This window comes from Flavihumibacter sp. UBA7668 (assembly GCF_002483205.1).
Lineage (GTDB): Bacteria > Bacteroidota > Bacteroidia > Chitinophagales > Chitinophagaceae > Flavihumibacter.
Genome location: NZ_DLHM01000007.1, coordinates 280,851 through 306,843, shown reverse-complemented (window position 1 = coordinate 306,843; position 25,993 = coordinate 280,851). Strand labels below are relative to the sequence as shown.

The following is a 25,993-nucleotide window of genomic DNA, read 5'->3' as shown; positions in this document are numbered from 1 at the left end:
GAACAAGATGTTTTCATTAAAAAATATAGTCCTGTCAGTTGCCTGCCTTTCGTTGGGTAGTTGCTCCAAATACCTTGATAAAGCGCCGCTGGATTCCGTTAATACGGAGAATTACTGGAAAACAGAAGAGGACGCTATTTCTGCCATTAACGGCGCCTACCAGCCGCTGCAATGGCCAAAACTGTATAATCTTCGTATGTGGACCACCGATATATGGGCCGGGAATAGTGTGGTTGGCGCCGGTGGTGGAACCGATGGAATCGAAACACAGGACATTGCCAATTTTGTAACCTCTACTGATAATGCGGCGGCGTTGGATATCTGGCGCGGACCGGCTCCCGGAATTCTGCGGGCAAATCTGGTTATCCAGAATGTACCGACGATGGATATTCGCGAATCAATCAAAAACCGTGTGCTGGGTGAAGCTTATTTTCTACGTGCACATTATCATTTTATTCTGGTTCAGCTTTTTGGCGATGTACCATTGATTACAGTAGCGCAAACTCCTCAGGATGATTTACGCCCGGCAAGAAATTCAAAGGAGGAAGTATATCAGTTAATTCTGAGTGATTTGGAGAAAGCCGTTGAATTATTACCGGCAAAAAATGAAATGTCAGCAGCTGATCTGGGCCGCGCTACGAAAGGAGCAGCACTCGGAATGCTGGCAAAAGTTCAATTGACTCTTGGCAATTATGGTGAAACCATCCGCCATTGCGAAACCCTTCAAACAATGGGGTATGCATTACATCCACAGTACAGTGATAATTTCAATCCGGCTTCCAAAAATGGGGTGGAGTCGCTGTTTGAAGTTCAGTTTATGGGCAAAACCAATTTTGGATTCTGGAGCAATGAAAACCAGAGTTCCTGGGTGAGTACGTTTACCGGTCCGCGTAATGCTGATTTTGTTGCTGGCGGTTATGGATGGAACCAGCCTACACAGGAATTTGTAGATGCCTATGAACCGGGTGATCTTCGAAAAGACCAGACTATCCTCTACCAGGGCGGACCAGCATTTGATGGTAAAGAATATCGCAGTTCTTATTCTGTTACCGGTTATAATCTTAGAAAATTTCTGGTTGATAAAACCGTGTCGCCAGATTATGATACCAATCCGGCAAACTGGGTGGTATTACGTTATGCAGATGTATTACTGATGTATGCAGAAGCACTCAATGAAACAGGCAAAACTGCAGAGGCACAGGCTCCGGCTGGTTCTATTTCAACCGGCGGACCCCTTAACAGAGTGCGTTTAAGAGCGGGATTGGATCCTGTACAGGGCTTGAATCAGGCGCAATTGCGGGAAAAAATTCTGCAGGAAAGAAGAATGGAACTGGCATTTGAAGGTCATCGCTGGTTTGATCTGATACGTGTTAACCAGGGTGCATACGGGATATCCTTCCTTCATTCTATCGGAAAAGTAAATGCTACAGAGAAACATCTGCTGCTGCCCATTCCGCAAAAAGAGCGGGATGCCAATCCAAATCTTACACAGAATACCGGCTATTGATTCAACAAAACCAAACAAATTATTATGAACCGGATACTTCAATTAATTGCTCTCCTCCTGATGACACTGGGAATTTCCTGTGTGAAGGACCTGAGAGAGCTGGATAAGGGATCGATGCCCCTTGCTTTAACAGCCGACAAAACAGCAGTTATTCTGGAACAAAAAAACCAGCAACAGGATGCAATCGTTTTAAGCTGGACACCGGGTTCCAATCAGGGAACCAATGCGGCAATATCCTATACACTTAAACTGGATAAAAAAGGAAATAATTTTTCATCTGCATTAATAGAACCTTTGGGCGCAGGGGTACGATCCAAAAAATTTACTGTTGGCGAACTCAATACACTTGCAACACAATTCGGATTAACAGCCGGAACAGCCGCAGCTTTTGAAGCGCAGATTATTTCTACCGTTGCGGATGGATTATTACCAAATGATTCAACCTCGGTATTGGAATTTTCGGTAACGCCTTATCAGCCGGTGAGCGAAACGCTTTATTTATTGGGAGATGCCACTCCAAATGGCTGGAGTGCCGACAATGCAACACCTCTTACTCCGGTTCCTGCACAACCGGGCTTCTTTTCCTGGAAAGGTATTTTATCGATAGGCGAATTCAAGCTGATTACAACACTAGGTTCTTTTCTTCCTTCCTATAATAAAGGAGCCAATGAAGCCAGTCTGGTGTACAGAACAGCAGACGCCGATCCGGATGAAAAATTTAGTATTACCAGTTCCGGCTTATATGATGTGGTGGTGAGTTTGCTGGATGGAACTATTTCGGTTACTGCTTCCAGTGAGCCTCCCTACAAACAACTTTGGCTATTGGGCGATGCTGTTCCAACGGGTTGGAATATTGATAATCCAACTCCAATGCGGGTGGATTCCTCCAATCTGTTTGTATTTACCTACGGTGGTTTATTAACAGCGGGTGAATTTAAAATTCCTGTTGCTACCGGTAATTTTGGAACGGATTATTATATGCCATTGGTGAATCAGCAGCCTCTTACTGAAACCGGCGTACAATTGGTGCCAGGTGGCAATCCTGATAATAAATGGAAAGTTACCAATGCAGGTCCATATAAAATCCGGCTTGATTTACAGGGCATGACCATGCAGATTCAGCCATTCACTCCATACACCGAAATCTGGATGGTAGGGGATGCAACTCCGGCCGGGTGGAATATCGATAATCCGGTTGCGCTGGTACCTACCCCCGGCAATCCTTATGAATTCAGTTTTACAGGGCCAATGACTGCAGGTGAGTTCAAGTTTCCGCTGGACACGGGCAATTGGGGTTGTGATTATTTTATGCCGGTAATCAATGGTTCTGAAATGGGCAGCACACAAATGAAGTTTATCAAGAGTGGAAGTCCGGATAATAAATGGAGAATCGTTCAGGCTGGTAATTATAAAATTACCATAAACCAGCTGTATGAAACGATTCAGATTCAAAAACAATAGTGATGGTTCGATTACTTTTTCTTGTACCCTTTTTAGCAGTTTACCTACTGACTTCTTGCAAAAAAGACAAGCCGTCAAATGATCCGATAACCTATGGAAGTTCTTTTGCCTTAAATCTCTTTGCAGAAAAAGCGGTGTATAAGCCGGGTGAGACGGTCCGTTTTTCGATCAATCGCAATCTGCAGGGTGACTGGAAAGTCCGGTTGAGGCACCTTAATTCATTGATTCTGGAGCAGCCCGTTTCAGGAAATTCAGTGAGTATAGCTTTACCTGCACAGGATTTTAAAGGCTACCTGGTTGAGCTCGTTGAAATAAAGGAAGGAAAGGAAATCATACAGGCAAGTATTGGAGTGGATGTTTCGTCTGACTGGCATCGCTTTCCACGGTATGGTTTTCTTTCCAAATTTGGAGCGATCCGGGAAATGGAAATGGAGAAAACAATGGAACAACTGACAAGGCATCATATAAATGGACTGCAGTTTTATGATTGGCAATACAAGCATCATCAGCCGCTGGCAGGTACAGGAGCATTGCCCATGCAAAGCTGGACAGATATTGCCAATAAGGAAGTACGGTTGAATACATTGAAAAAATATATAGAGCTGGCGCATGAAAAGGGCATGAAAACCATGTTTTATAACCTGGCTTTTGGTGCGCTTGAAGATGCTGCAGCAGATGGTGTTAAGGAAGAATGGTATCTCTTTAAAGATGCCAACCGCAAGGAGAAAGATAAACATGTACTACCACAACCATTTTTCAAAAGTGATATTTTCCTTACCGATGCAGGCAACGGTGAGTGGCAGAATTATCTGATCAATCAGAATAAGCAGGTATATCAGGCACTTGATTTTGATGGTTATCATGTAGACGCGCTGGGTGACAGAGGGAAATTATACAATTATAATGGCGAGCCGGTGAATCAGGCAGAAGATTTCAGTTCATTTTTAGCTGCCATTAAAAATGCAGCACCTGCAAAAAAAATGGTAATGAATGCGGTGAATCAATATGGTCAACGAGAAAGTATAGCATTGGCTCCCGTAGATTTCTTGTATACAGAAGTATGGCATCCCAATGAAACTTATGCAGATATTGCAACCATACTGGGCAATAACTATTTTCTGAGTGATGGAAAGCCGACCGTGCTGGCAGCTTATATGAATTATACGCTTTCCGATAATCCCGGTTATTTTAATACACCCGGACTCCTATTGACAGATGCCGTAATTTTTTCACTGGGTGGCGCGCACCTTGAATTAGGGGAGCATATATTAAGTAAAGAATATTTCCCGCATACTAATCTGCAGGTTAAGGATGAATTGAGAGTGGCGCTGATGAAATACTATGATTTTATGGTGGCCTATGAAAATCTGTTGCGTGATGGGGGAGAATGGAATGAGCTGGCAGTAGTCTGTACGAATCAGAAAATGACGATCAATCAATGGCCTCCTGTTTCGGGGAATGTAAGTTTGTTAAGTAAAAAAGTTGATAATCGGCAGGTTTTACATCTCCACAATTTTAATCAGGCAACTGATCTGAATTGGAGAGATACCAACGGGCAGCAACGGAAACCGGAGCTGGTGGAAAATGCAATTTTACGTTGCATGGTGAATCAAAAAGTAACTAAAGTTTGGGTGGCATCTCCGGATCATTTCCAGGGTGCTCCACAGGAAATAAGTTTTGTTCAGGAAGGGAATGAGCTGGTGTTTACACTGCCATCGCTTTTATATTGGAATATGATTGTAATTGAATAAATGTGCTTATGAAAAAGATCCTTGTTTTATTGAGTGGGATACTGGCTTTCCTGGCTGGAGTAGCGCAGGAGGTTCGAACGCCCGGTAATTGTATTGGTTATCAGGTAAAAGGAAATACTGTAGTATTTAAAGGAGATAATAAAGCAGCTGTTTCATTGAAGCTGCTTGCAAACGGGCTTTTTCAGATCTGGTTTTCTCCGGATGGACGATTTGAAAAGAAAAATGAATCCTTTGCTGTTATTACCGACTCCATTGATGCAGTGGGTAGCTTACAGATCCATGAACAGGCGCAGGCCTATGAATTGTTTACTGATCAATTGAGAATCCGGGTGAACCGTTCTCCTTTTCAGTTACAGGTTTTTGATAAATACCAGCGATTGCTGATGAGTGATTTTAAAGAAAGAGGATTGGAGAAAGATTCTGCCAGAGTTGTTTCGTATAAGCAGCTAAGACCCGATGAACAGTTTATTGGATTGGGGGAAAAAGCGGGACCATTAAACAGAAGAGGCCGTACCTATACGATGTGGAACAGTGACCGGCCCTGTTACACCAATACGGATGATCCGCTTTATAAGAGTATTCCTTTTTTCATGAGCAGTTATCAGTATGGAATATTTTTTGATAATACCCACAAATCCGTCTTTCGATTTGGTACCGAATCAGATCAATATTATTCTTTTGAAGCACCTGGTGGAGAACTGATTTATTATTTTTTATACGGGAAGGATTACAAAGAGATAATTCAACAATACATCGCCTTAACCGGCCAGCCGATTCTGCCACCGAAATGGGCATTTGGTTTTTCGCAGAGCAGGGGTTTGCTGACGAATGAACAACTGACCCGCGAAATTGCAGCGGGTTATCGCTCCCGAAATATTCCCTGTGATATTATTTATCAGGATATCGGCTGGGTGGATGCCTTGCAGAGTTTCGACTGGCATCCTGAACGTTACCAGAATCCGGCATTGATGTTGAAGGACCTGGATGCGAAAGGGTTTAAAGTGATTGTTTCACAGGATCCGGTTGTTTCACAATCGAATCAGAAACAATGGCGGCAGGCAGATTCACTCGGCTATTTTGCATTGGATCAGCGTACCGGAAAATCCTATGATATGCCCTGGCCCTGGGGAGGCAATTGCAGTGTCGTGGACTTCACCAAACCCGGAGTGGCGGACTGGTGGGGGAAGTTGCAGCAAAAACCTTTGTCAGTTGGTGTGAGAGGTTTCTGGACTGATATGGGAGAACCTGCCTGGAGTAATGAAGATGCCCCGGACCGGCTGAATATGAAACATTATCTGGGTATGCACGATGAAATTCATAATGTATATGGCCTCACCTGGGATAAGGTAGTAAAAGAACAATTTGAAAAACATAATCCGGGTAAACGGGTTTTTCAAATGACCCGTGCCGCCTATGCGGGTTTGCAGCGGTATACATTCGGCTGGTCGGGTGATTCAGGAAATGGAAACGATGTATTGGACGGATGGTCAAATCTCGCCAGTCAGATTCCATTGGCCTTATCAGCCGGTATGGGAGGAATTCCTTTCTGGGCAACTGATATATCAGGGTATTGCGGTGATATAAAAGACTATCCGGCTATGGCTGAGTTGTATGTGCGCTGGTTACAGTTTGGGATATTTAATCCGTTGAGCAGGGCGCATCATGAAGGAAATAATGCGGTGGAGCCCTGGTTATTTGGTACAGAAGCGGAAAGAATCAGTAAAGAATCCATTGAATTAAAATACAGCCTTTTCCCCTATATCTATTCGTATGCAGGAGAATCGCATGAAACCGGAATGCCGCTTATGCGTGCTATGGTGCTGGAGTTTCCAAAAGATATAAACGGATATACGGCCGATGAACAATTCATGTTTGGAAAAGAATTGCTGATAGCACCTGTTGTTAAAAAAGGAGCCCGCACAAATAAAATCTATCTGCCCGAAGGAAACTGGATTGATTTTAATAATCCGGCTATCCAATTTGAAGGCGGACAGGTAATCGATTATTCAGCACCACTGGATGTAATTCCGATGCTGGTAAAAAAAGGTTCCATTATTCCAATGATGCCGGTGATGCAATACATCCATGAAAAACCGGATTATCCGATGACTCTGCTGGTATTTCCTCCGGATTTGAGTCAAACTGCCAGTTTTCGTTTATATGAAGATGATGGAGAAACGACCGCTTATCTGAACAAACAGAACAGTACCACTTCAATCAGTTGTTCAGTTCGATCGAATGCTACTGAGGTATTGGTAAAAGCAGCTGTTAACAATGGATATACACCGGTGGGAAAACGTTCCTGGAAAATAAAAATTCAGTTAGATGCAAAACCAAAGCAGGTATTGGTGAACAAAAAGAAACTGCGGTTCAGCTGGGATGCAGTAACCCGGGTCTGTACGATAGAGCAGGCATATTCGAGTTCAGATCTGTTGTTGGAATTTATCAAAAAGTAAAGGATGCGGTTCAACTTATCTCAATTACTGTCTGTGCTGGTTGTAACTTTCAGTATGGCTTGTAGTGATTCCAATCAACCAGTATATACATCTGCTGCTTACCAGCTATTTAAGGATCAGGTAGTGCAGGGGGAATTTGTTTCTACAGCTGTTTCTGCAACAGAACTGGTATCGGATTATCGGAGTCCGGCTAATCCGTATAAAAAATCAATCATTGATTTCAAGTTTGCGATCAACGGAATTGATAATGAAATGGTATCCGGACTCGATCATCATTTCAATGTACTTGGCGCTGCGTCAACTGTTAAGACACCGCTTATAAAATTTGGGCAGCAACTTAAGTTGCGGGAGCATGAAGAGTCGGCCTATATCAAACCCAATACTAAATTGCTTGTACAGCTGGATATGCGGGAGGTATTGGATTCATTCTCCAAACTTGGTTATTATCAGTTGTTTAATGGGGAACGATTAAAAAAAGAAGAATTTAAATCAGTTTATATAGCCGGCAGTACGGCGCCATTGACCTGGGATTTTAGTCAGCTGGTGCAACACCCTGAACTGGAATTAAAGGATCCGGATGGGGATGGGATTTATGAAGTACTGCTGGAAATAAATCAGGAATCTGCGCAAACCGGGAACGAACAAAAATGGGTGCTCACCAAAGATATCAGTGGGTATCCCACTCTTCAATCCGATTTTTTGTTGTCTGATGCATTGTATAATATGGCTTTGGAAGAGATGGTGAATGCAATTGAGCCGGATACAACATTAAGAACCGGAAAAGAGTGGGCCGGTGTATGGACCAGAGATGTGAGTTACAGTATTTTATTGTCGATGGCTTATATGCAGCCGGAAGCGGCCCGGAATAGTTTGCTTAGAAAGGTTAATGCGAAAAAGAAAATAATTCAGGATACAGGAACGGGTGGTGCCTGGCCAGTTTCGAGCGACCGACTGATTTGGGCAGTAGCAGCCTGGGAAATTTATCTGGTGGAAGGTGATTTGAAATGGCTGGAGCAGGCCTATGAAATAATTTCGAATTCTCTGCAGGATGATTATGTAACAATCTATGATCCAGTTTCCGGAATGGTAAAAGGAGAGTCGTCTTTTCTTGATTGGAGAGAACAGAGTTATCCGGCCTGGATGCAACCTGCAGATATATTTGAATCGAGATCATTAAGTACCAATGCGGTTCATTATCGGGCGAATAGTATTGCTTCACGAATGGCCGGGATATTGAATCAGGAAGCGCAGGCTGAGCAGTTTTCAAAGCGGGCAGAAAGCATAAAGAATGCAGTCAATCAATATTTATGGATTCCCGGTAAGAAATATTATGCGCAGTACCTGTATGGAAGAGGTGATCAGCTAAGATCTCCAAGGGCAGATGCACTTGGCGAAGCATTGTGCGTTTTGTTTGATTTGGCAACACCTGATCAGCAGAGAGAAATTGTTTCGAATACACCGGTTACAAGTTTTGGCATTCCCTGTATTTATCCTGATATACCAGGTATTCCTCCCTATCATAATAATGCGGTATGGCCATTTGTGCAATCCTTTTGGTTAATGGCTGCTTCAAAAGTAAATAATGAGCCTGCAGTGCTGGAAAGTATTGCGGCCATCTATCGGCCGGCAGCACTGTTTCTTACCAATAAAGAAAATCTGGTTGCAGAGAATGGCGATTTTAAAGGAACACAAATCAATTCAAGTAATATGCTCTGGAGTTTATCCGGACAAATTGGGATGGTGCATAAGGTTTTATTTGGGATGCAGTTTACGGAAGAGGGATTATTGTTTCGTCCATTTATTCCTGAAGCATTAATGGGGAAGCGGGTGTTGAAGAATTTTCAATATCGTGGAGCTGTTTTGGATATTGAAGTAAATGGACATGGCAACAGGGTTGTATCCGTTACCATGAATGGGGTAAAATCTGATTCCGCTTTTATCAATAAAGAACTGACCGGGCATTATTCCATAAAGATTGAATTAGGCGATGCCATCCCGCCACAATCCATTTATAAACCAGGCAGCTATACCAGTTTGGCAGAACCTAAACTGGGCTTAGATAAAAACAGGTTGTACTGGTTGCCGCAGGCATCTGTTAAGCAGTATAAATTATTCCGGAATGGAGAGTTGATGAAACTTATTGGGGCAAATACAACCAGTGAAACTATTACGGAAACAGGGCGATATCAATTGCTGGCATTGGATGAGGCAGGGGTGGAATCCTTTGCCAGTGAGCCGGTGGAATATTTCAGTGCGGCTGAAATTCCGGTTAAAGCGGAAGGTCTGGCGACTGTTCCGATACAAGTTGATATAGAGCAGGCGGGTGTATATGATATTGATATGGAGTATGCGAATGGCAATGGTCCGGTTAATACGGATAATAAATGCGCAGTACGAACGATACTGTTGAATAAAAAGGCAATTGGAGTGCTGGTTTTTCCGCAAAGGGGGAAGGATAAATGGGAGGATTGGGGTTACAGCAATTGTATCCGGGTTGAGTTGAATAAGGGAAAACATCAGTTACAGCTTGATTTTCGCTCCACAAATGAAAATATGTCGGGAGAAATAAATACAGCGTTATTTAAAAAGTTTCGAATCCGCAAAGTCAGGTAGTTGGGGGAGAGGAAATGAGCCAATGGAGTGAAATTTTGAGCCAATTATCGGTGGTTTGAGCCAATTAATGGGGTTTTGAGCTGATTATTTAGATACATGAGCCGATTTTTCAAAGCTATAATAAGCTGAATTACAACTGTATATAGTTAATTTACAAAGTAAGCAAAAGGCTGATCCTTCGTTTTCCTTCGTTAATCTTACATATATCTTACGGTATTTGGTATACCCACGTATAGTCTTGGACTTCTCATCTTCTTTCTATCAAGACGTAATAAATAGTAAGCAGCAGTTAGAACTGTGTTAGATAGATTAAGATCTGTTTATGTTAATTTACAGGTAGTAAATAATAAGAAAACGAAAGTAAAAATTATCTGTAATCTTACTAAAAGTTTAATTTTATTTCTATGAACCAAAATACGAAATAAAATGAAACTAAAATTGCTGCTAAATCTTTCATCTCTGATTTTGTGGATGATTATGAGTTTGGGGGTTTCTGCCCAAACGGCTTCTGTTTCCGGTACAGTACTATCTGAACAGGATGGGAAGCCGCTTTCCGGAGTAACAGTAACCCAGGGAGATTCCCGGGCTGTAATGACCGATGAAAAGGGCAGGTATTCCATCCAGGTACCTGATCTGAAGGGTACCCTTAAATTTTCATATACAGGTATGGCTATTCAAACAATACCTATTAATGGCAGGTCTTCCATAAATGTTACACTTTCCGATGCCAATAAAGAGCTCTCCGAAGTTATAGTCACGGCATTTGGTATGGAGCAGCAGAAAAAAGCAATCGGTTATTCCACGCAGGTTGTAAAAGGCAGCGACCTTGTTGAAGCACGTGAAACCAATGTGGCAAATTCATTAAAAGGCCGTGTTGCCGGTGTATTTGTTAGTGCAACAAATACTGGTGCCGGCGGTTCATCTTATGTAAATATTCGTGGAGCAAGTTCATTAGGGGGTAATAACCAACCTTTATATGTGGTTGATGGAGTTCCCATCGATAATCAAACCATCGGCGCGCCTGATGTTAACAATTCTGTTGGGCAACAGAAAGATTTCGGAGATGGAATCGGTAATATTCTGCCAGACGATATTGAAAACATAACTGTATTGAAAGGGCCCAATGCTGCTGCTCTTTATGGATCAAGAGGGGCAAACGGCGTTATCCTTATTATTACAAAAAAAGGAAAGGCAGGAAAAACTGCTAAAATTGATTTTAATTCCAATGCCACATTTGAAACGATTAATACCACACCTGTTTTTCAGAAAACATGGGGCCCCGGATATGGAAATGACTTTAGCTCCTATGAGGATGCTGTTGTTGACGGTGTGCCAGTTAAGCGGTTTCCAAGCTGGACTGGTGGTGAAAGTTTTGGTCCGCGTTTCGACGGTTCAGATGTTGTGCTTGCAACCTGGCCTGAAGCAGGAATTCTAAAGTTTTCACCCATCGATGAAGACCGTATAAAGGCTTTTTACAAAACAGGTTCCACCTATACCAATACAGTGGGTGTATCCGGAGGTTCTGATCGAGTAAATTACCGACTTTCACTTTCTGATCTGCGGAACAGTGGCATTTATCCAACGTCCAAACTCAAGCGCCAGACAGTAAGTTTAAAAGTTGGATTTAATGCTACGAGCCGTCTTTATTTTGAAGGTAAATTGAACTATGTGCGGCAGGGTGGAGAAAACAGGCCCGGAAATGGATTGTCAATTAATACCGTACAAACAGCACTCACCCGTGCACCAGCATTTCTTTCTATGGATTTGTTGAAAGACTATAAAATGCCTGATGGGAGAGCGAATAACTGGACAGATGGACGACCATTTAATCCATACTGGATATTAAATGAATTTCTCAGTAATGATTCCCGTGAACGTATGATCGGGTATGTAATGGGTAAATACAAATTTAATGATTGGTTATCCCTTCAATTACGCTCCGGAACTGATTTTTATACAGATGTACGATTTGCCAGAATTGGTTTTGGGACACCTACAGGGTCGGGTAATCTTCGCCGCGGACAAATTAATGACCAATTCATAAAAGTGAAGGAAGAGAATACAGACCTCCTTTTAACTGCCAGCGGAGATCTCGCATCCAAATGGACAGGGTCACTATCTCTTGGAGGTAATCATTTAAACAGAACACAGGAAGCTATGTCTTTACAAGGCAATAACCTGAATATCCCGGATGTTTACAATATAATAAATGCCGGTTTAGTTGTTCCGTCCAATACGATCCAGCGGAAAAAAATGAATTCCCTGTTTTATACGGGACAGATAGCGTATGACAATTTTCTTTTCTTTGATGTATCAGGAAGAAACGACTGGTCCTCTACATTAGGCATTAACAACTATTCTTTTTTCTATCCATCTTTCAGCACCAGCTTTGTTTTTACAGATGCATTTGATTTGAAAACTCCCTGGCTTGACTTTGGAAAAATCAGGGTTTCTTATGCGCAGGCGGGAAAGGACGCCAACCCCTATCTGACGCAAATCGGTTACAGTTTATCAACTGTTACGTATAATGGTCAGCAGTTTGCTAATATTCGCAGCAGTGTTCCTTTGGTTGATCTTAAAAATGAACTTACAACTTCAATTGAGTTGGGGGCTGAGTTTCGGTTATTTAAGAACAGGCTTGGATTGGATTTCACTTACTATAATGCATCAGCAAAAAATCAGATACTTGGAATTGATGTTCCTGCAGCAACCGGATTCAATAGTAAGCTGATTAATGCAGGTGAAATAAGAAACCGTGGATTTGAATTTCTTCTATATGGTACTCCTGTAAAAAACAAGCATCTTAATTGGGAAGTACTGGTGAATTTTTCAAGAAATCGTTCAGAAGTGGTATCACTTGCACCGGGCATCAATACCTTGTCTATGGGAAGTGTTGAAGGCGCTACCATTCAGGCCAGACCCGGCCAGCCATATGGTACTATCGTTGGATATGATTTCAAACGCACACCAGATGGTGATTATTGGCTGAACGCATCTACCCGCAGTTTCCAAAAAGCGGATACGATGTCAGTTTTGGGAAATATCCAACCCGATTTTCTTGCCGGTATTACGAATACAATACGGTATAAAGGTTTTTCTCTGAGTGCGCTGATCGATATGAGAATAGGTGGTGAAATTTATTCGAATTCTAAATTTATACAAACCACCGGAGGGTCCGGTAAGTTTACTGAAAACGGGGATAATCTGATTGCTCCTGGTTATTATCAGGACGGCGATGGAAAATTTGTTGAAAATACACAGGTGATTGGCCGCCAGGAATATTATTCAGCAATGGGCTGGGGTGGTATTTCCGAATACTATGTAATTCCGGCGGATTTCGTTTCGTTAAGAGAAGTTTCCCTTGGATATACAATTGGGAAATTATTACCAAAGAGTTTTCTTAAAGACGCCAAACTTTCATTGGTTGGCAGAAACCTATTGTATATATACAGAGATCCCATGTTTAAGCTCATGGGAATAACACCCGAAGCATCTTATGCGCCTACAGCATTAGCCCAGGGGTTTGAATCTCCGGGTACGCCCGCTACCCGTAGCGTGGGTGTAAACCTCTCTTTTAATTTTTAATATTTAAATCAGACATTCATGAAGCCCAATATTATTTCCCGTTCCGGCTGGTTCCTGTCTGCCTGTATTTTAGTAGCAGGCTGTACCAAAGATTTTAAAGAAACGAATACCGATCCGACGCTAATAACAAAAGATAAAATCAGACCGGCACTCCTCCTGTCCTCCGTTCAAAAGCAGGCTGTCTTTAATGTATTTAATAATCATAGTACAATAATGGAATATGCAGGGTATTATAAAAACCCTGCATCCGGTAATATTTTTCAGGTACGAAACTTTGCCGATCCATATAATGTGTTTTACAGAAACTATCTTATCAACACTTCTGAGATTATTCGCCTCACTGCTACTGATCCAAATTTGAGTAACCAGCACCATATGGCACGAATCTGGAGAGCCTGGTTATTTCATCAGCTTACGGATGCCTATGGCGATATACCATATACTGATGCGTTGAAAGATGTTAATGAAATGGTTCTTCAACCCAAATATGATACGCAGGAATCAATTTATATGGATTTGTTGAAAGAGCTGAAGGAAGCAGAGGCTGCATTGGCTGCAACATCTGACAAAATTTCCTATGGCAATGCTGATTTATTGATGAAGGGTAATGTTGACCTTTGGCAACGATTCGCAAATTCTCTTCGTTTGCGTTTGGCAATCAGGATCCGTTTTGTGGAGCCTGAGCTGGCTCGGCAAATTGTTCAGGAATTAGAAAACAGTCCCATGCTGGAAACCAATAGCCAAAATGTAAAATTGGCTACTGTTAATGACGGCAATACTGCCAATGTGAATCAGTTTTTTACAAAAAATCAGACTTCGCCTAACAATATGGTGGTGTCCTTTACATTAACTGAAAATCTCAAAAAATACGACGATCCCCGTATCTCCGTTTTTGCAACTCCGTCACCGATTCCGGAAGCCGGATATCGTGGCGTGCCCATGCAATTGGCAGGCACAGAGGGCAACAGATACTCCAGTGACTCGACTGCAAGAATGGCCGCCTCTTTTTTACAACCGATTATGACATTGTTTGTAATGACTGCTGCAGAAGTTTATTTCCTAAAAGCGGAGGCTGCGCTTGCCGGATTGACCAGTGATGACGCACAAGAGCTATATGCTTTAGGTATCCGGGCTTCAATGGAACAATATGGAGTTGCAGCTGGTGATATTACCAGTTTTCTTGCTGGTGCTGGTGGTACTCTAATGGGTACTGATGAAGAAAAACTGGAACAAATTATTGTTCAAAAATGGATTGCCATTTATTATAATAGTAATGAAGGCTGGGCCGAATTTCGTCGTACGGGATACCCCCGCATTTGGACCGGAGGAAATTTGGGTGATACAGAGGGACAGATTCCCCGCAGGCTTACCTATCCATATGATGAGTTTTTTAGAAATCAGACCAATGTAACAGAAGCAGCCAATCGTTTACCTGGCGGCGATTTATTAACCAGTAAAATATGGTGGGATAAAAAAGCAGGAGTTCCTATTGCTCATCCCCGTCAAGGGATGTATCCACCTGAAATAGAATAATCGTTTGCATGAAATATGTTTGTTTAACTATTATCTCCTTACTGCTCCTGCAGATTGCCAATGCGCAATTGCAGGAGCAGTATTCATCTGATCAGCATTTTGCTTCCTGGTATAATAAAGCGGAGAGATCATATCATTTTAAAGGAAATAAGCAGGATGATTTTATCCAATGGAGAAAACTGGCTAAAAAGCAGTTGAAACAAAGGCTGGGATTGCTTTTGCTCGAATCATCCCTGCCAAAATATCGACCAGCTGCAAAATTACAAAGCATTGAGTATTTGCAGGATTTTCAACGACAGCATTGGGTTGTTTGGACGGAGCCCACTGTCCCCTTACCGGTAATTGTTTTAGTTCCAAAAACAGCAAATCAAAGGTTGCCTCTGGTTGTTACGCCACACGGACATGGGAGAAGCACCGTTGATTATGCCGGAATATATACTGATTCGGTTCAGCGGGAATATGTTGAATCAACAGATCGAAATATTGCCGTTCAGGCAGTACGGGAAGGATATATTGCCATTGTTCCAACCACCCGTGGATTTGGAGCAACCCGGGCCAGTGTTGATATTCCCAGAGATAAACCCTTTTCCTGCAGAATTCAGCTGATGCATGATCTTCTGATTGGAAGAACACCTATCGGAGACAGGGTCTGGGATATTTCGCGTGTACTCGATTGGGCATTGCAGGAGTTTTCAATAGATACAGCTAAAATCGCTATAACAGGAAATTCGGCAGGAGGCACCACTTCCTTATTTGCAGCAGCAGTGGATGAACGAATTAAAGTTGCCGCACCTTCTGCCTATTTCACCATATTTACCGAAAGTATCGGCACTATTGAACATTGTGATTGTAATTATATTCCAGGGATTTTGCAGGATTTTGAATGCAGTGATATTGCCGGCCTGATTGCACCACGGCATGTTTACATGATCAATGGAGTTGAAGATGAAATCTATCCAATTGAATCAGCAAGAAAAGCATTTCAGCACCTGAAACAAATTTACAGAGCTGCCGGTGTTGAAAAAAATGCCCTTCTGTATGAAGGGCAGGGCGGGCATCGATATTATAAGGAAGGTATATGGCCTTACCTGCGTACGGTATTTAACCGCTCCCGCTTACCATAGATGCATCTTTTCAATAAATGATATTAACTCTGCAGACATTTTCAATTGTTCCTCCGGGTTTGGATGTCCATTCCCTTTAATTGGTGTAAAGAAAAAGGTATGAATGGATGAATCGTTCATTTTTTCCACAGCCTGCTTTATGTAATTTATCCAGATACTTCCTTCTTTTGCTGCATCCATACTGCCTAATGTGCAAATAATTGGAACACCCGGATAATGTGAACGGATCCTGTTTAAAAAATCGATATATCGCTGAATGAAAAAATTTCCATCCGGACGCTGTTGCCCAAATCTGCGAATAACCTGTTTATGATCGGATTGATTAACCAGACTCGCATCGTTCTGAAATAAATTTAGTACTACCAATGACGGCCGGCTTTGGGTAAAGTCCCAACTTTTTGTGCTGTCATAAGGATCGAGCCGATTATATAATTCCGGCATAATTTGGGAGCCCCAGCTAACAGTGAGTCCGATTCCACTCGAAGCGATACAATGATAACCTGCATTAAAATGCCGCGCTGTTAATGCAGCATAACTTAGGTATTGATTAGTAGATGGTCCGTTATAAGAAGATTGCCGTTCTCTCAGTCCGGCTCCAACGGTTACAGAATTTCCGTAAAATTCAATCCATTTGCGGATGCTGTCTGGCGGACGAAGTGCATATCCACCCGGACTGAATTCAAATCGTTCAAATATAGTTGTACCATTGAACCAGTCGGTAAGGCGGATCAGGCGGGCATAATGTTCTCCGGCGGATAATCCCTTTGCTAAACTGTACCGATTGCTTCCAGGTTTTGTTTGAAGCAGCTGCGGTTGCATAGAATCTATCAGGATATAATAATTGTTTTTACCGCCGGCATCATTCAACCAGGCATCTAAATCCTGACCAAAGAAGCGAATTCCCACAGCAGTTCCAGGCCAAAAAAGTTTCACCTGACCATTGGGCAATTTTTCCACTCTTCCCTGGGTACTGATACCTGCATCTGATTTTCCAACTTTGATTTTGAAACGCCCCCAATGTACATTTCGTTTGATTGATTTCCATTCCTTCACTTCATAACTGGCCAGAAACTCAATTTCATGGTCAGGCGGACAATTTGGTGCTATCCGGATCAAAGAACTCAGGGCATACCCATCACCCCATTTATCCGGCTGCAGATCATCATGCAATCTTTCTTCAGTGACATATGGGTCATCAAAGTAAAGGCGTGTCCGATGGCTGTGCTGGTATATCATAACCAGCTCGCCAGGTTCTGCAATATTGTTTCCATTCCCGCTGCCAAAGATTTCACTGTCGCCATCATCCACGCCAATTTCTTTAAACTCGGGAACATCGTATGCAACCGGAACTTCCAGATCCTGCTTCCAGTTGTTTCCAGCCTGGTCATTCATCTCTACCTGAAAACGAATGAACGGGCTGCTGCCGTCGGTTGGAGGTTCCTGATCGATTTGCATTGTAAAGGCAGCTTCCGCCCAAATGTCTTCACCTGCACCAAGCTGCCTGATTGTATGGATGGAATCAAACAGACGAACACCTGGATGCAGTGTGCTGATTTTAAGCTGGATGTTCCTGGATATTGTTCCGCCTCTGTTTAAGAGATGTAATTCAAGTGAAGTAGGTTTTCGATGGTTCAAAAATTTCTGTTGAACAGTTGAACGATTAGCAATGACTACCATATCAGCGCTCATATCCGGACTGCTAATTCCAAAGCTGTGCGCGTGCTGATCGGTTTCTATTTGCAAAGAACCTTTTTCATCAGCTTTTACCGTTCTTGTTGTTTGTGTACCAGTGGCCAAATTATAATCGAGTAGTTGATAGGATTTGCCCGGTTTGTAGCGGGGCGCCGTTTTTATTTTAATGGCCAGCTCCTGGAGGGGGGCACCCAATGGGAACCATTTCTGCGTTCTAACAGTAAAGCCGGTTTGACGTACATTTTCAAGTAGAATGTAGCCTGGTGTTTTCAATGTCGATTGTACAGTGTAACCCCAGGCAGAAAAGGAGGCCACATCAGCTGCGTATGACCAGCTTTCAGGAGTATCAACGGGGTTTGCAAAAGATTGTAGTATGAATTTATAGGCATCCTTAAATTGCTCGAAATTCAAAAAATGGACACCCGGATAAGATTGAAAGTCGTAGACCAGACCGGGTGTTCGCTGCGCCCCTGTATGTACTTCATTATTCAGATAATGCAATTCCTCTCCCGGATCACCTGTTTGAAACCTCAATCGGATACCACGGAGAAAGGGAAACATATACCTGTGCTGATATAAAGTATGCCGGTTGGGCATTCCTATAAAAAACTCCGGAGAACCCTTAGAGTTCACGGCTGAGCCAATAAGATCAGGGTAAGCTGCTGCCAGGTAAAAAGACATGAAACCTCCCATACTATGACCAATCACTCCTCTGTTTGACCGATCCGTCTTAGTTCTGAACTGGCTGTCAATATGGTGTACCAATTCCGGGAAGTAATACCTGAATTCATAGGGGTAATTAATGTTGGAATGGTAGCCAATGTTGTAGGGTCTTATATCACTATCTACTGATCGTCCATTCCAGGCAACCAATATAGCATTCCCGGATTTTACCAAAGCTGGTAATTCTTCAAAGAAAAGACGATGATCACCCTTATTGCCGTGAAAATAATAGACCACCGGAAAACGCCGGCTTGGTTCCTGCTTATACGCTTCTGGTAAATAAATCCTGTATGATTTGGATCGCTTAAATACCTGACTGTAATGAGAATGATCCTCCTGTGCAACCAGATTTAAAACGGATACTAGTATAAATAACAAAGTCAAAAAAGAAGTACGCATTGGTAGTATTTTTTACGGAACCTTATATTTTTTAAAAATAATAAAATAACTCTTTTATAAAACCTTTCGATATCTTATATTTAACAAATAAATCTTTCAATACCTTTAATACTTGCCGGATATGCGCGTTGTTTTTTCTTTTTCAGGTTATTTTCGTTTAATTGGTTTAGTAGTTCTATTAACTGCTTCAGCTTCAGTGTATTCGCAAGGAACTGCTGGGCGTGTTTTCATAATTAATGCTCCATATAACAATCTGGATTCTTTTCGAATTTTTGTTAATTCCGCAAAAGAGTTGGCTCCATATGGTAAAGTGCTGGTGAATGTGAGTTCGCTGGCAGATAAAAGTTTTCATGAAATTCCATCAAAGGGAAGTTCCTGGCATGAGTATGCCAGCAGCAATCCAACGCCCTATAAATTTTTTCCATCCAAAGAAATAGCACCGTTTATACCGGCTGATTTTGTACAGAAAAACCGTACGCTGCTGCTTGAGAAAGTTCGTTTACTTCGAAGTGCCGGATTGGAAGCCTCGTTTATGGGTTATGAGCCTAATTTTCTTCCGGATGATTTTTTTGCAGCCCATCCACAATTGATGGGTCCCAGGGTCGATCATCCGAGAAGGAGTACACAAAAAGCATTTGCTCCCTGTGTGCATCAGGCAAAAACAAGAGAAATGTATGCCGGAATGATGGAGGAGTTATTGAAGAAGGCTCCGGAAATTCAGGCATTCACCTTTAAAACAAATGATGCAGGAGCCGGTATGTGCTGGGCAGAATACCTGTATAACGGACCCAATGGCCCATCAGCCTGTCGGCGTTCGGGAATAGGTGAAACGATGCGCTTGCTCCTTTCTGCTTATCAGGATGGTGCCCGACGTTTAGGAAGAAAACTGGCTATATATGTGGATGAAAGCAATTCCAATTTTCTGCCTCATGAAAAAGCAGATATTCAGTCAAAACTACCGGCTGATTGTTATTTTATGAGTACTGAAGACAGGCCTGTTCTAACAATCAGTGGCTCATTGTCCGGTACTTATCCCGTAAAAGGAATTCTTAATCCGGTTTCGCTTTTAAACAGAATTGCTGAAATTTCCAAAACGCCTAACCAAGCCATTTTTATACAATTGAGAGCAGCCTATGACCGGGGTGTTGAACCGCTGGCTGTAAGCTCATTTATTATGGAACTTTTGGTCGAAAAATTGAAAGCCACCGATCGTTCCGTCAATGGGAAAAGTTGGTTACAGGGAAAGGCAGCCGACTGGGTGGGCGTTGAATCCGCACCTGCTCTGGTTACTGCACTCGAAGCATTAAACGAAACATTCCAATATAAAGAAATCAGTTTTCCTCAGGTGCATTCTTTGTATTGGGGAACTACTGAACGACTGATCAACAGACCGCTCGTAATAGCTCCAAACCGCCTTACTAAAAAAGAAGAAGCCTATTTTCTTCCATTTGTTTTCAATACCTCTTTAGAAGAAGCCAGAATGGATTATGCAGATGTACATGGCGGAAGGGTCACTGTAAATCGTACTCATGTTGAAAAATTTCTTCAACGTGTTAAGCAGACTGCACAACTATTGGAATCCATTCCCGGGAATGGGAGCAACCAACAGTTTTTTCGTCAACTTGGTACATCCCTGCGTATGTATGGCAGCATAATGCGATCCTGCGGCAATTTTTCTGCTGTTCAGGAAATTCGCGACCGGAACGCAACTGCTTTGAAAGGCCCTTTTCCGGAACCTGACAAAAGATCCACCATGACGGGGCATCCAGATTATATTCCATTGTTCAATAGTCTTCGGGATGAGCTCGATAATACTCAGGAGCTTATTGATCTGCTTAAAAATGGCGGACTCGCCTGGTTGGTGAAATCGGCCGATCAAAAATATGAGGATGCTTTTTTATTAGGACCTGATCTCCTGCAACAACTTCAGCTGAAACGTTCAATAATGTTGAACCACTGGCAGGATGCGCAGGACTACCTCTTATCTCCATTTAAATAACTGACTAACTTCCAACTTACAATTATGCTAAAAAAACTATTGTTTGCACTTGGCGTGCTGCTACTTGTCATTAATCTGGTGGGACTTTTCAAATCAATGCGTAATCCGGAATTATATACGCTGGAAAACGAAATTAAAAACCGAAAAAATGATGTGATAATAAAATACCCTGATATAAAAGATTCCCTGAAAAGAAAATCAGATGAATCAAAAGTGGACTATGCGGTCCGAATCAATGGTGTTATTCACAATGGCTTTGCACATTATTGGAAAACTCCCGGAATTGACCGGTTTTATTTGCGGGTACCAATTTGGGAAAATTATATGCTGTATGTCGCTTCTTTTATCAATCCCAAAAAATATGAACGCTATGAGTTTACCAGTTATAAAAAAGGATTGGAAAGAGGCGCAGGTGTTTGTTCCGGACATTCCATTGTATTGAAAGGTTTTCTTAAAGAACAGGGAATAAAAGCAGAATTGCTGGATGTAGGAGGGCGCCATGTAGTGGTTCGTGCAGAAATCGATGATACCACCACGTACCTGCTCGATCCGGATTTCGGCGTCAATGTTCCGTATGATACTGCAGCACTGACAAAAAATCCGGAATTAGCAAGAGCGCCGTATGCACAAATGGCCAATCTGTATTATTCGGAGGCAAAAGAACCTTATACAACAGAATTAATGGTGGATATTTTTGGAAAACGCAAGTATGTGTACAATGTATACAACTGGTTCGAAGGATTCTCTTATATCGCAATATGGGTACTTCCTGTATTATTATTGATCCCTTATTTTCTTCAGCTTCAAAAAAAGAAAAATAATGAAAAGGCCTGATTATCTTAAATGTTTAACCGCCGCACTTTGTTTACTTTCTTTATCACTGACTGCTCAATTTAAGCCTACTGAGCACAGGGCACTACGACCCGGAGAAATTCCGGTTAGTAAACCGGGCAATTTAAGTCAGGAAGGATCTACCTATGTGCTTACCTGTGATATCAGTGCTCCCCGTTCTGCATTTTTTCTTGCAAAGGATGCTGTGCTGGATCTTAATGGATATACTATTCGTTTCGCAGATGCAGGTTATCAGCATATTTCAAATGGCGGGTTTGAAGAGGGTGATAAAGGATGGGACCTTTCACAGGCTCCCGGATCAAAAATTACCAATACAGCAGACGTTCATGTTTTCATTGGGGATAAATTATTACGAATGAAAAAAGGCGACATAGTACGGTCTCCCTTTTGTGATCTGGTGGAAGCCAATAGATCTTATTTTGCGCAATGCGGAGTAACAGGATGGCATTACACAGATCCCGAAATGAATCGGAATCTTACCAATGAAATGAAGGTCAGTGTGTATGTGGAAGATGAAAAAGGCAATAAGGTGGAATGCCTCACTCAATATGGCGATTCCCTGAAACAAAGTGCTCCCCTGATTAACAGAAGCCCCCGGCTGGGCGGAGGGTTCTTGTTTGCTCATCTGAACAAGCTTCCCAAAGGCAAATATCGTATTGTAGTGAAAGCTGAAACTGATTGTATGATTGATGAGCTTGATATTCGTCCGGCAATGGATGTTGGCATCGGAATCGTAGAAAAGACTTATCCCTACGGCCATTATGATCATTTGTACAACAGCGTATTTAGTTCATTTTATGATTACACGAGTGATTTTAAAACGGGTAAGCCTGTTGAAGGAATACCCGTATCAATAGGAAAGGGATCTGTAACGATCCGGAATGGAAAAATTGAAAATGGTACTGCTACCATAATGAGTTGGGGAATTCAATCCTCCGCTTCAGATGTAAAAATGGTGCTTGATAATGTACATATCAAAACTACCGGCATTAATGCAACTGCTGTTGATGTTCCAATGGCTACTATTGTAAATTGTTTGTTCGAAGTAGATAACCCGTTTCTGATTAACAGGCATGGAAGTAATTTTTATGCGGTGGATCTGCGGGGTAATCAGGCATCAGAAGTTTCATTTTCGACCTTTATCGGGGGACAGGGCTGTCTTGTATTTAAGGGAAATCGTTCTTCCATACATCATAATACCTTTCGTAATCAGCAGGCGGTTACGAATCATTACAGTATAATGGCAATGGGAGACAGTTCCATTATTTTTCAGAACCAGATAACCCCCGACCGTGGATCAGGTATTGAAATTTATATCCGAAAACATATTGAAATCTTCAGCAACTTTATTAAGATTCAATCCTCTCCTCCAACCTGTGAATACGGCAGGGAAGATTATAGTGTTAATGGCATACGCATTGCTGATTATCGGGCCAAGCCGGGCTCTGCAAGAGGTGCATTTGGTAATAAAGTATATAATAACCGAATAGAAGTAACCGCGCTGAATTTTGAAGAGCCGAAACCCTATACACCATTAGCCTGGGCTATATTTTGCAGCGCAAGCGGCGGAGATAATTATTTCTTTGAAAACGATATTGTAATCAATCATAAAGCGCCTGGAACGAAAGCAATATCAACAGGAGTTTTTGTTGGAGGTGGATTGGAGGGCTTTGGCGGCCGGTTTTATCGGAATCGTATTACAACGAATGTATCGGCATTCTGGCTGGCAGGATCCTATGGAGGAACAATTAATACAGTTATAAAAAATAACACAATAACCAAAGCTCCCGGTGCGGGAGAACATTTTGTTCCGGTTATAATGGGTTTTGGCGATGGTGCAGATTGTATGGCAAAACAGGTTGAATTTAGTTCTAATAAAGTTGTAGGCGATCGTTTCTGGATTAAACAGGATAAAAAAGCACATAGTTATTCAGTAAACTGGCAACTGGATCTTTCGGTAATCAATAAAAAGGGAAAACAGTTGGCAGATAAACAGGTTGTAATCAAAAATTCAGCAGGAAAAATTGTCAAAGAATTAAAAACGGATTCGGTTGGGAAGTTGATTGTTACCCTTCCTGCGTATACATTTAATGAGCATGAAAACCTGGTTGAAAATCCATATACGCTTGAAATTGGAAAGGATAAAAAGCAGCTTACAATTGAGAAAGATGAGCAGCTTGAATGGATTATTAAAACACCCTAGATCGTATGCGGTTTTTTTTTATCGGAGTCTTCATTTGTTGCACCAAACTGCTCACAGCCCAGTCTGTTACAACTGATTCGACATGTGATGGCTGGTGGGTCAGACAGGGACGCGATACCGTTTTATTTTTTCAGGTCCGTCCTCAGTCAATAAACGGTAAGTATGAAAGGGCTCCTTTTATTCATCCCCTGTATGATGCTAAAGGTCGCATATTGACGGAAAACGGGCCGGCAGATCATCCCTATCACCGTGGTATTTTTTGGGCCTGGCACCAGGTCAGAAAAGAGGATGCCTGGGTGGCCGATGGCTGGGTTTCTGAAAATCTGTTATATGAATTCATATCCACCCGGGCAACTGTGAAAAAGGGAAAGGCAGTATTGAAAAGTACCATTCACTGGATACATCCGGAAAAAGGAAAACTCGTGGAGGAAAAGGCTACCCTTGTTGTTCATTCAAAAGGTAAACTGTATCGTCAACTTGATATTTTCCTTCACGTACGTCCATTGCAATCCGAAGTGGCTATTGGCGGATCGGATGATCATAAGGGATATGGCGGATTTTGCATGCGCTGGATAAATCCAACAATGTTGAGGTTTTCACAACAGGAGAAGCAGATCCTTCCGACTGAAGCATTTCTTACCAATCTGCCCTGGATGCAATTCGATATTATGCCGGATCAAAATTCGCTTTCAACTATTTTAGTGCTGGCAGATAATGGCCGGCAAACCAACTCCGATAAATGGGTTTTAAGAAACAGTCTTAGTATGCAGAATAATATGTTTCCGGGCCCTGTTGCTATAAACTTACCGGATGAGGGCCTGCTTCTTACCTACAGACTCTTGATTTTTAATAAACCAGTTAAGGGATTGCAGGGAGAGAAATATTATCATCAATTTCTACAGGAAAACAAGTTAAAATGAAAAAAACACTTCTTGGTATATTGATCGCAAGCTCTCTTATGGTTTCCGGTCAGAAAAAAATAGATGTTTCGGCAGAATTGGAAAAAATTCAGTTCCAGTATAAATACCTGCTAAAAAAGCATTCGGATATTTCAAAAATTCCACATTCACTTCATACTGACGGAACCTATCGAAGTTTGCCATCAGACTGGTGGTGCAGTGGTTTTTTTGGTGCCAGCCTCTGGTATCTGTATGAGTATTCGCAACAACCATATTGGAAGGCGGCAGCGCATAAATGGACGATGGCTGTTGAGAGAGAACAATATAATACTACCACTCATGATCTTGGATTTATGGTCTATTATCCATTTGGTCATGGATACAGGCTCACCGGTGATACTACGTATCGCAGGATTTTGTTGCAGGGGGCAAAATCACTTTTAACCCGCTTTGATGCACGAAGGAATGTAATTAAATCATGGGATGAGTTCAAAGGGTATAGTTTCCCCGTTATTATTGATAATATGATGAACCTGGATTATTTAACCTGGGCTGCGAGGGAATCGAAAAACAATTCATTTTATTCCGCTGCTGCTGCACATGCTGACCAGACTATTAAACATCATTTTAGAGAGGATTTCAGCAGCTACCATGTTGTTTGTTATGCTCCGGATGGTTCAGTGGAGGCAAAAAAGACGCATCAGGGAGCGGCAGACGAATCTGCCTGGGCCCGGGGACAGGCATGGGCACTTTATGGATTTACCATGATGTACCGGGAAACAAGAGATAAGCGCTACCTGCAACAGGCAGTAAAGATTGCTGATTTTCTGATCAACCATCCTGCATTGCCTGCTGATAAAATCCCTTACTGGGATTACAATGCCCCTGCTATCCCGGCTGAAGAACGGGATGTATCGGCAGCTGCAATTATGGCCAGTGCCTTACTGGAATTGAAGGAATATGTGCCCGCGAACGCAAGTCTGATGTACCATAATTGGGCGGAAGAAATTTTGGTATCCTTATGTAGTCCGGTTTACAGGAACAAGGGAACAGAACAGGGTGGATTTCTGCTAAAGCATTCAGTAGGTCATAAACCAGGTAGAATTGAAGTAGATGTTCCCCTGATTTATGCTGATTATTATTTCATTGAAGCGTTGCTTCGTTACCAAAAATCCGGCAAGTTGTAGGCGTTTATT

Annotated in this window: 14 protein-coding genes; 13 read left to right on the top strand and 1 reads right to left on the bottom strand. The window is 42.1% G+C overall.

Going from position 1 to position 25,993, the window contains the following annotated elements; all coding sequences use genetic code 11:
* The first annotated feature begins 7 nt into the window (after positions 1-7).
* The 8 genes from B2746_RS18965 (at position 8) to B2746_RS18930 (ending at position 16,030) form a co-directional block, all read left to right on the top strand.
* Positions 8-1,507: a RagB/SusD family nutrient uptake outer membrane protein gene (locus B2746_RS18965; RefSeq protein WP_290797501.1), complete on the top strand. Its 1,500-nt coding sequence runs from the start codon at positions 8-10 to the stop codon at positions 1,505-1,507.
* A 24-nt stretch (positions 1,508-1,531) separates the two neighbouring features.
* The gene (locus B2746_RS18960) at positions 1,532-2,968 is read left to right on the top strand and encodes a SusF/SusE family outer membrane protein (protein ID WP_290797498.1); all 1,437 of its coding nucleotides are present in this window, start codon (positions 1,532-1,534) and stop codon (positions 2,966-2,968) included.
* 2 nt (positions 2,969-2,970) lie between these two features.
* Positions 2,971-4,719: a glycoside hydrolase family 66 protein gene (locus tag B2746_RS18955; RefSeq protein ID WP_290797495.1), complete on the top strand. Its 1,749-nt coding sequence runs from the start codon at positions 2,971-2,973 to the stop codon at positions 4,717-4,719.
* A gap of 8 nt (positions 4,720-4,727) precedes the next feature.
* Entirely contained in the window at positions 4,728-7,175 is a 2,448-nt protein-coding gene (locus B2746_RS18950; protein ID WP_290797486.1) for a glycoside hydrolase family 31 protein, read from the top strand.
* A gap of 3 nt (positions 7,176-7,178) precedes the next feature.
* Complete coding sequence (locus B2746_RS18945) at positions 7,179-9,788, top strand: MGH1-like glycoside hydrolase domain-containing protein (RefSeq protein ID WP_290797484.1); 2,610 nt, start codon at positions 7,179-7,181, stop codon at positions 9,786-9,788.
* Between the two features lie 426 nt (positions 9,789-10,214).
* Entirely contained in the window at positions 10,215-13,373 is a 3,159-nt protein-coding gene (locus B2746_RS18940) for a SusC/RagA family TonB-linked outer membrane protein (protein ID WP_290797481.1), read from the top strand.
* An 18-nt stretch (positions 13,374-13,391) separates the two neighbouring features.
* Positions 13,392-14,906: a SusD/RagB family nutrient-binding outer membrane lipoprotein gene (locus B2746_RS18935; protein ID WP_290797478.1), complete on the top strand. Its 1,515-nt coding sequence runs from the start codon at positions 13,392-13,394 to the stop codon at positions 14,904-14,906.
* 8 nt (positions 14,907-14,914) lie between these two features.
* Positions 14,915-16,030: an alpha/beta hydrolase family protein gene (locus B2746_RS18930; protein ID WP_290797476.1), complete on the top strand. Its 1,116-nt coding sequence runs from the start codon at positions 14,915-14,917 to the stop codon at positions 16,028-16,030.
* Here the strand turns inward: B2746_RS18930 and B2746_RS18925 are convergent.
* Positions 16,022-18,844 carry an alpha/beta fold hydrolase gene (locus B2746_RS18925; RefSeq protein WP_290797473.1) on the bottom strand — a complete coding sequence of 941 codons (2,823 nt, stop codon included), beginning with the start codon at positions 18,842-18,844 and terminating at the stop codon, positions 16,022-16,024. The genes B2746_RS18930 and B2746_RS18925 overlap by 9 nt on opposite strands.
* 121 nt (positions 18,845-18,965) lie before the next feature.
* Between B2746_RS18925 and B2746_RS18920 the strand changes: the two genes are divergently transcribed.
* From B2746_RS18920 to B2746_RS18900, 5 genes are read left to right on the top strand one after another with little or no spacing between them, the layout of a single operon-like run.
* On the top strand, positions 18,966-20,843 hold the full coding sequence (locus B2746_RS18920) for a hypothetical protein (RefSeq protein ID WP_290797471.1): 1,878 nt from the start codon (positions 18,966-18,968) through the stop codon (positions 20,841-20,843).
* Between the two features lie 24 nt (positions 20,844-20,867).
* Positions 20,868-21,677, top strand: a complete 810-nt coding sequence (locus tag B2746_RS18915; RefSeq protein WP_290797468.1) for a hypothetical protein — start codon at positions 20,868-20,870, stop codon at positions 21,675-21,677.
* Positions 21,664-23,898 (top strand): hypothetical protein, encoded by a 2,235-nt coding sequence (locus tag B2746_RS18910; protein WP_290797465.1) that lies wholly within the window; start codon positions 21,664-21,666, stop codon positions 23,896-23,898. The genes B2746_RS18915 and B2746_RS18910 overlap by 14 nt, the downstream gene beginning before the upstream one ends.
* A gap of 5 nt (positions 23,899-23,903) precedes the next feature.
* Positions 23,904-24,818 (top strand): DUF6807 family protein, encoded by a 915-nt coding sequence (locus tag B2746_RS18905; protein ID WP_290797463.1) that lies wholly within the window; start codon positions 23,904-23,906, stop codon positions 24,816-24,818.
* Positions 24,815-25,984 (top strand): glycoside hydrolase family 88 protein, encoded by a 1,170-nt coding sequence (locus B2746_RS18900; protein ID WP_290797460.1) that lies wholly within the window; start codon positions 24,815-24,817, stop codon positions 25,982-25,984. The genes B2746_RS18905 and B2746_RS18900 overlap by 4 nt, the downstream gene beginning before the upstream one ends.
* Positions 25,985-25,993: the final 9 nt, after the last annotated feature.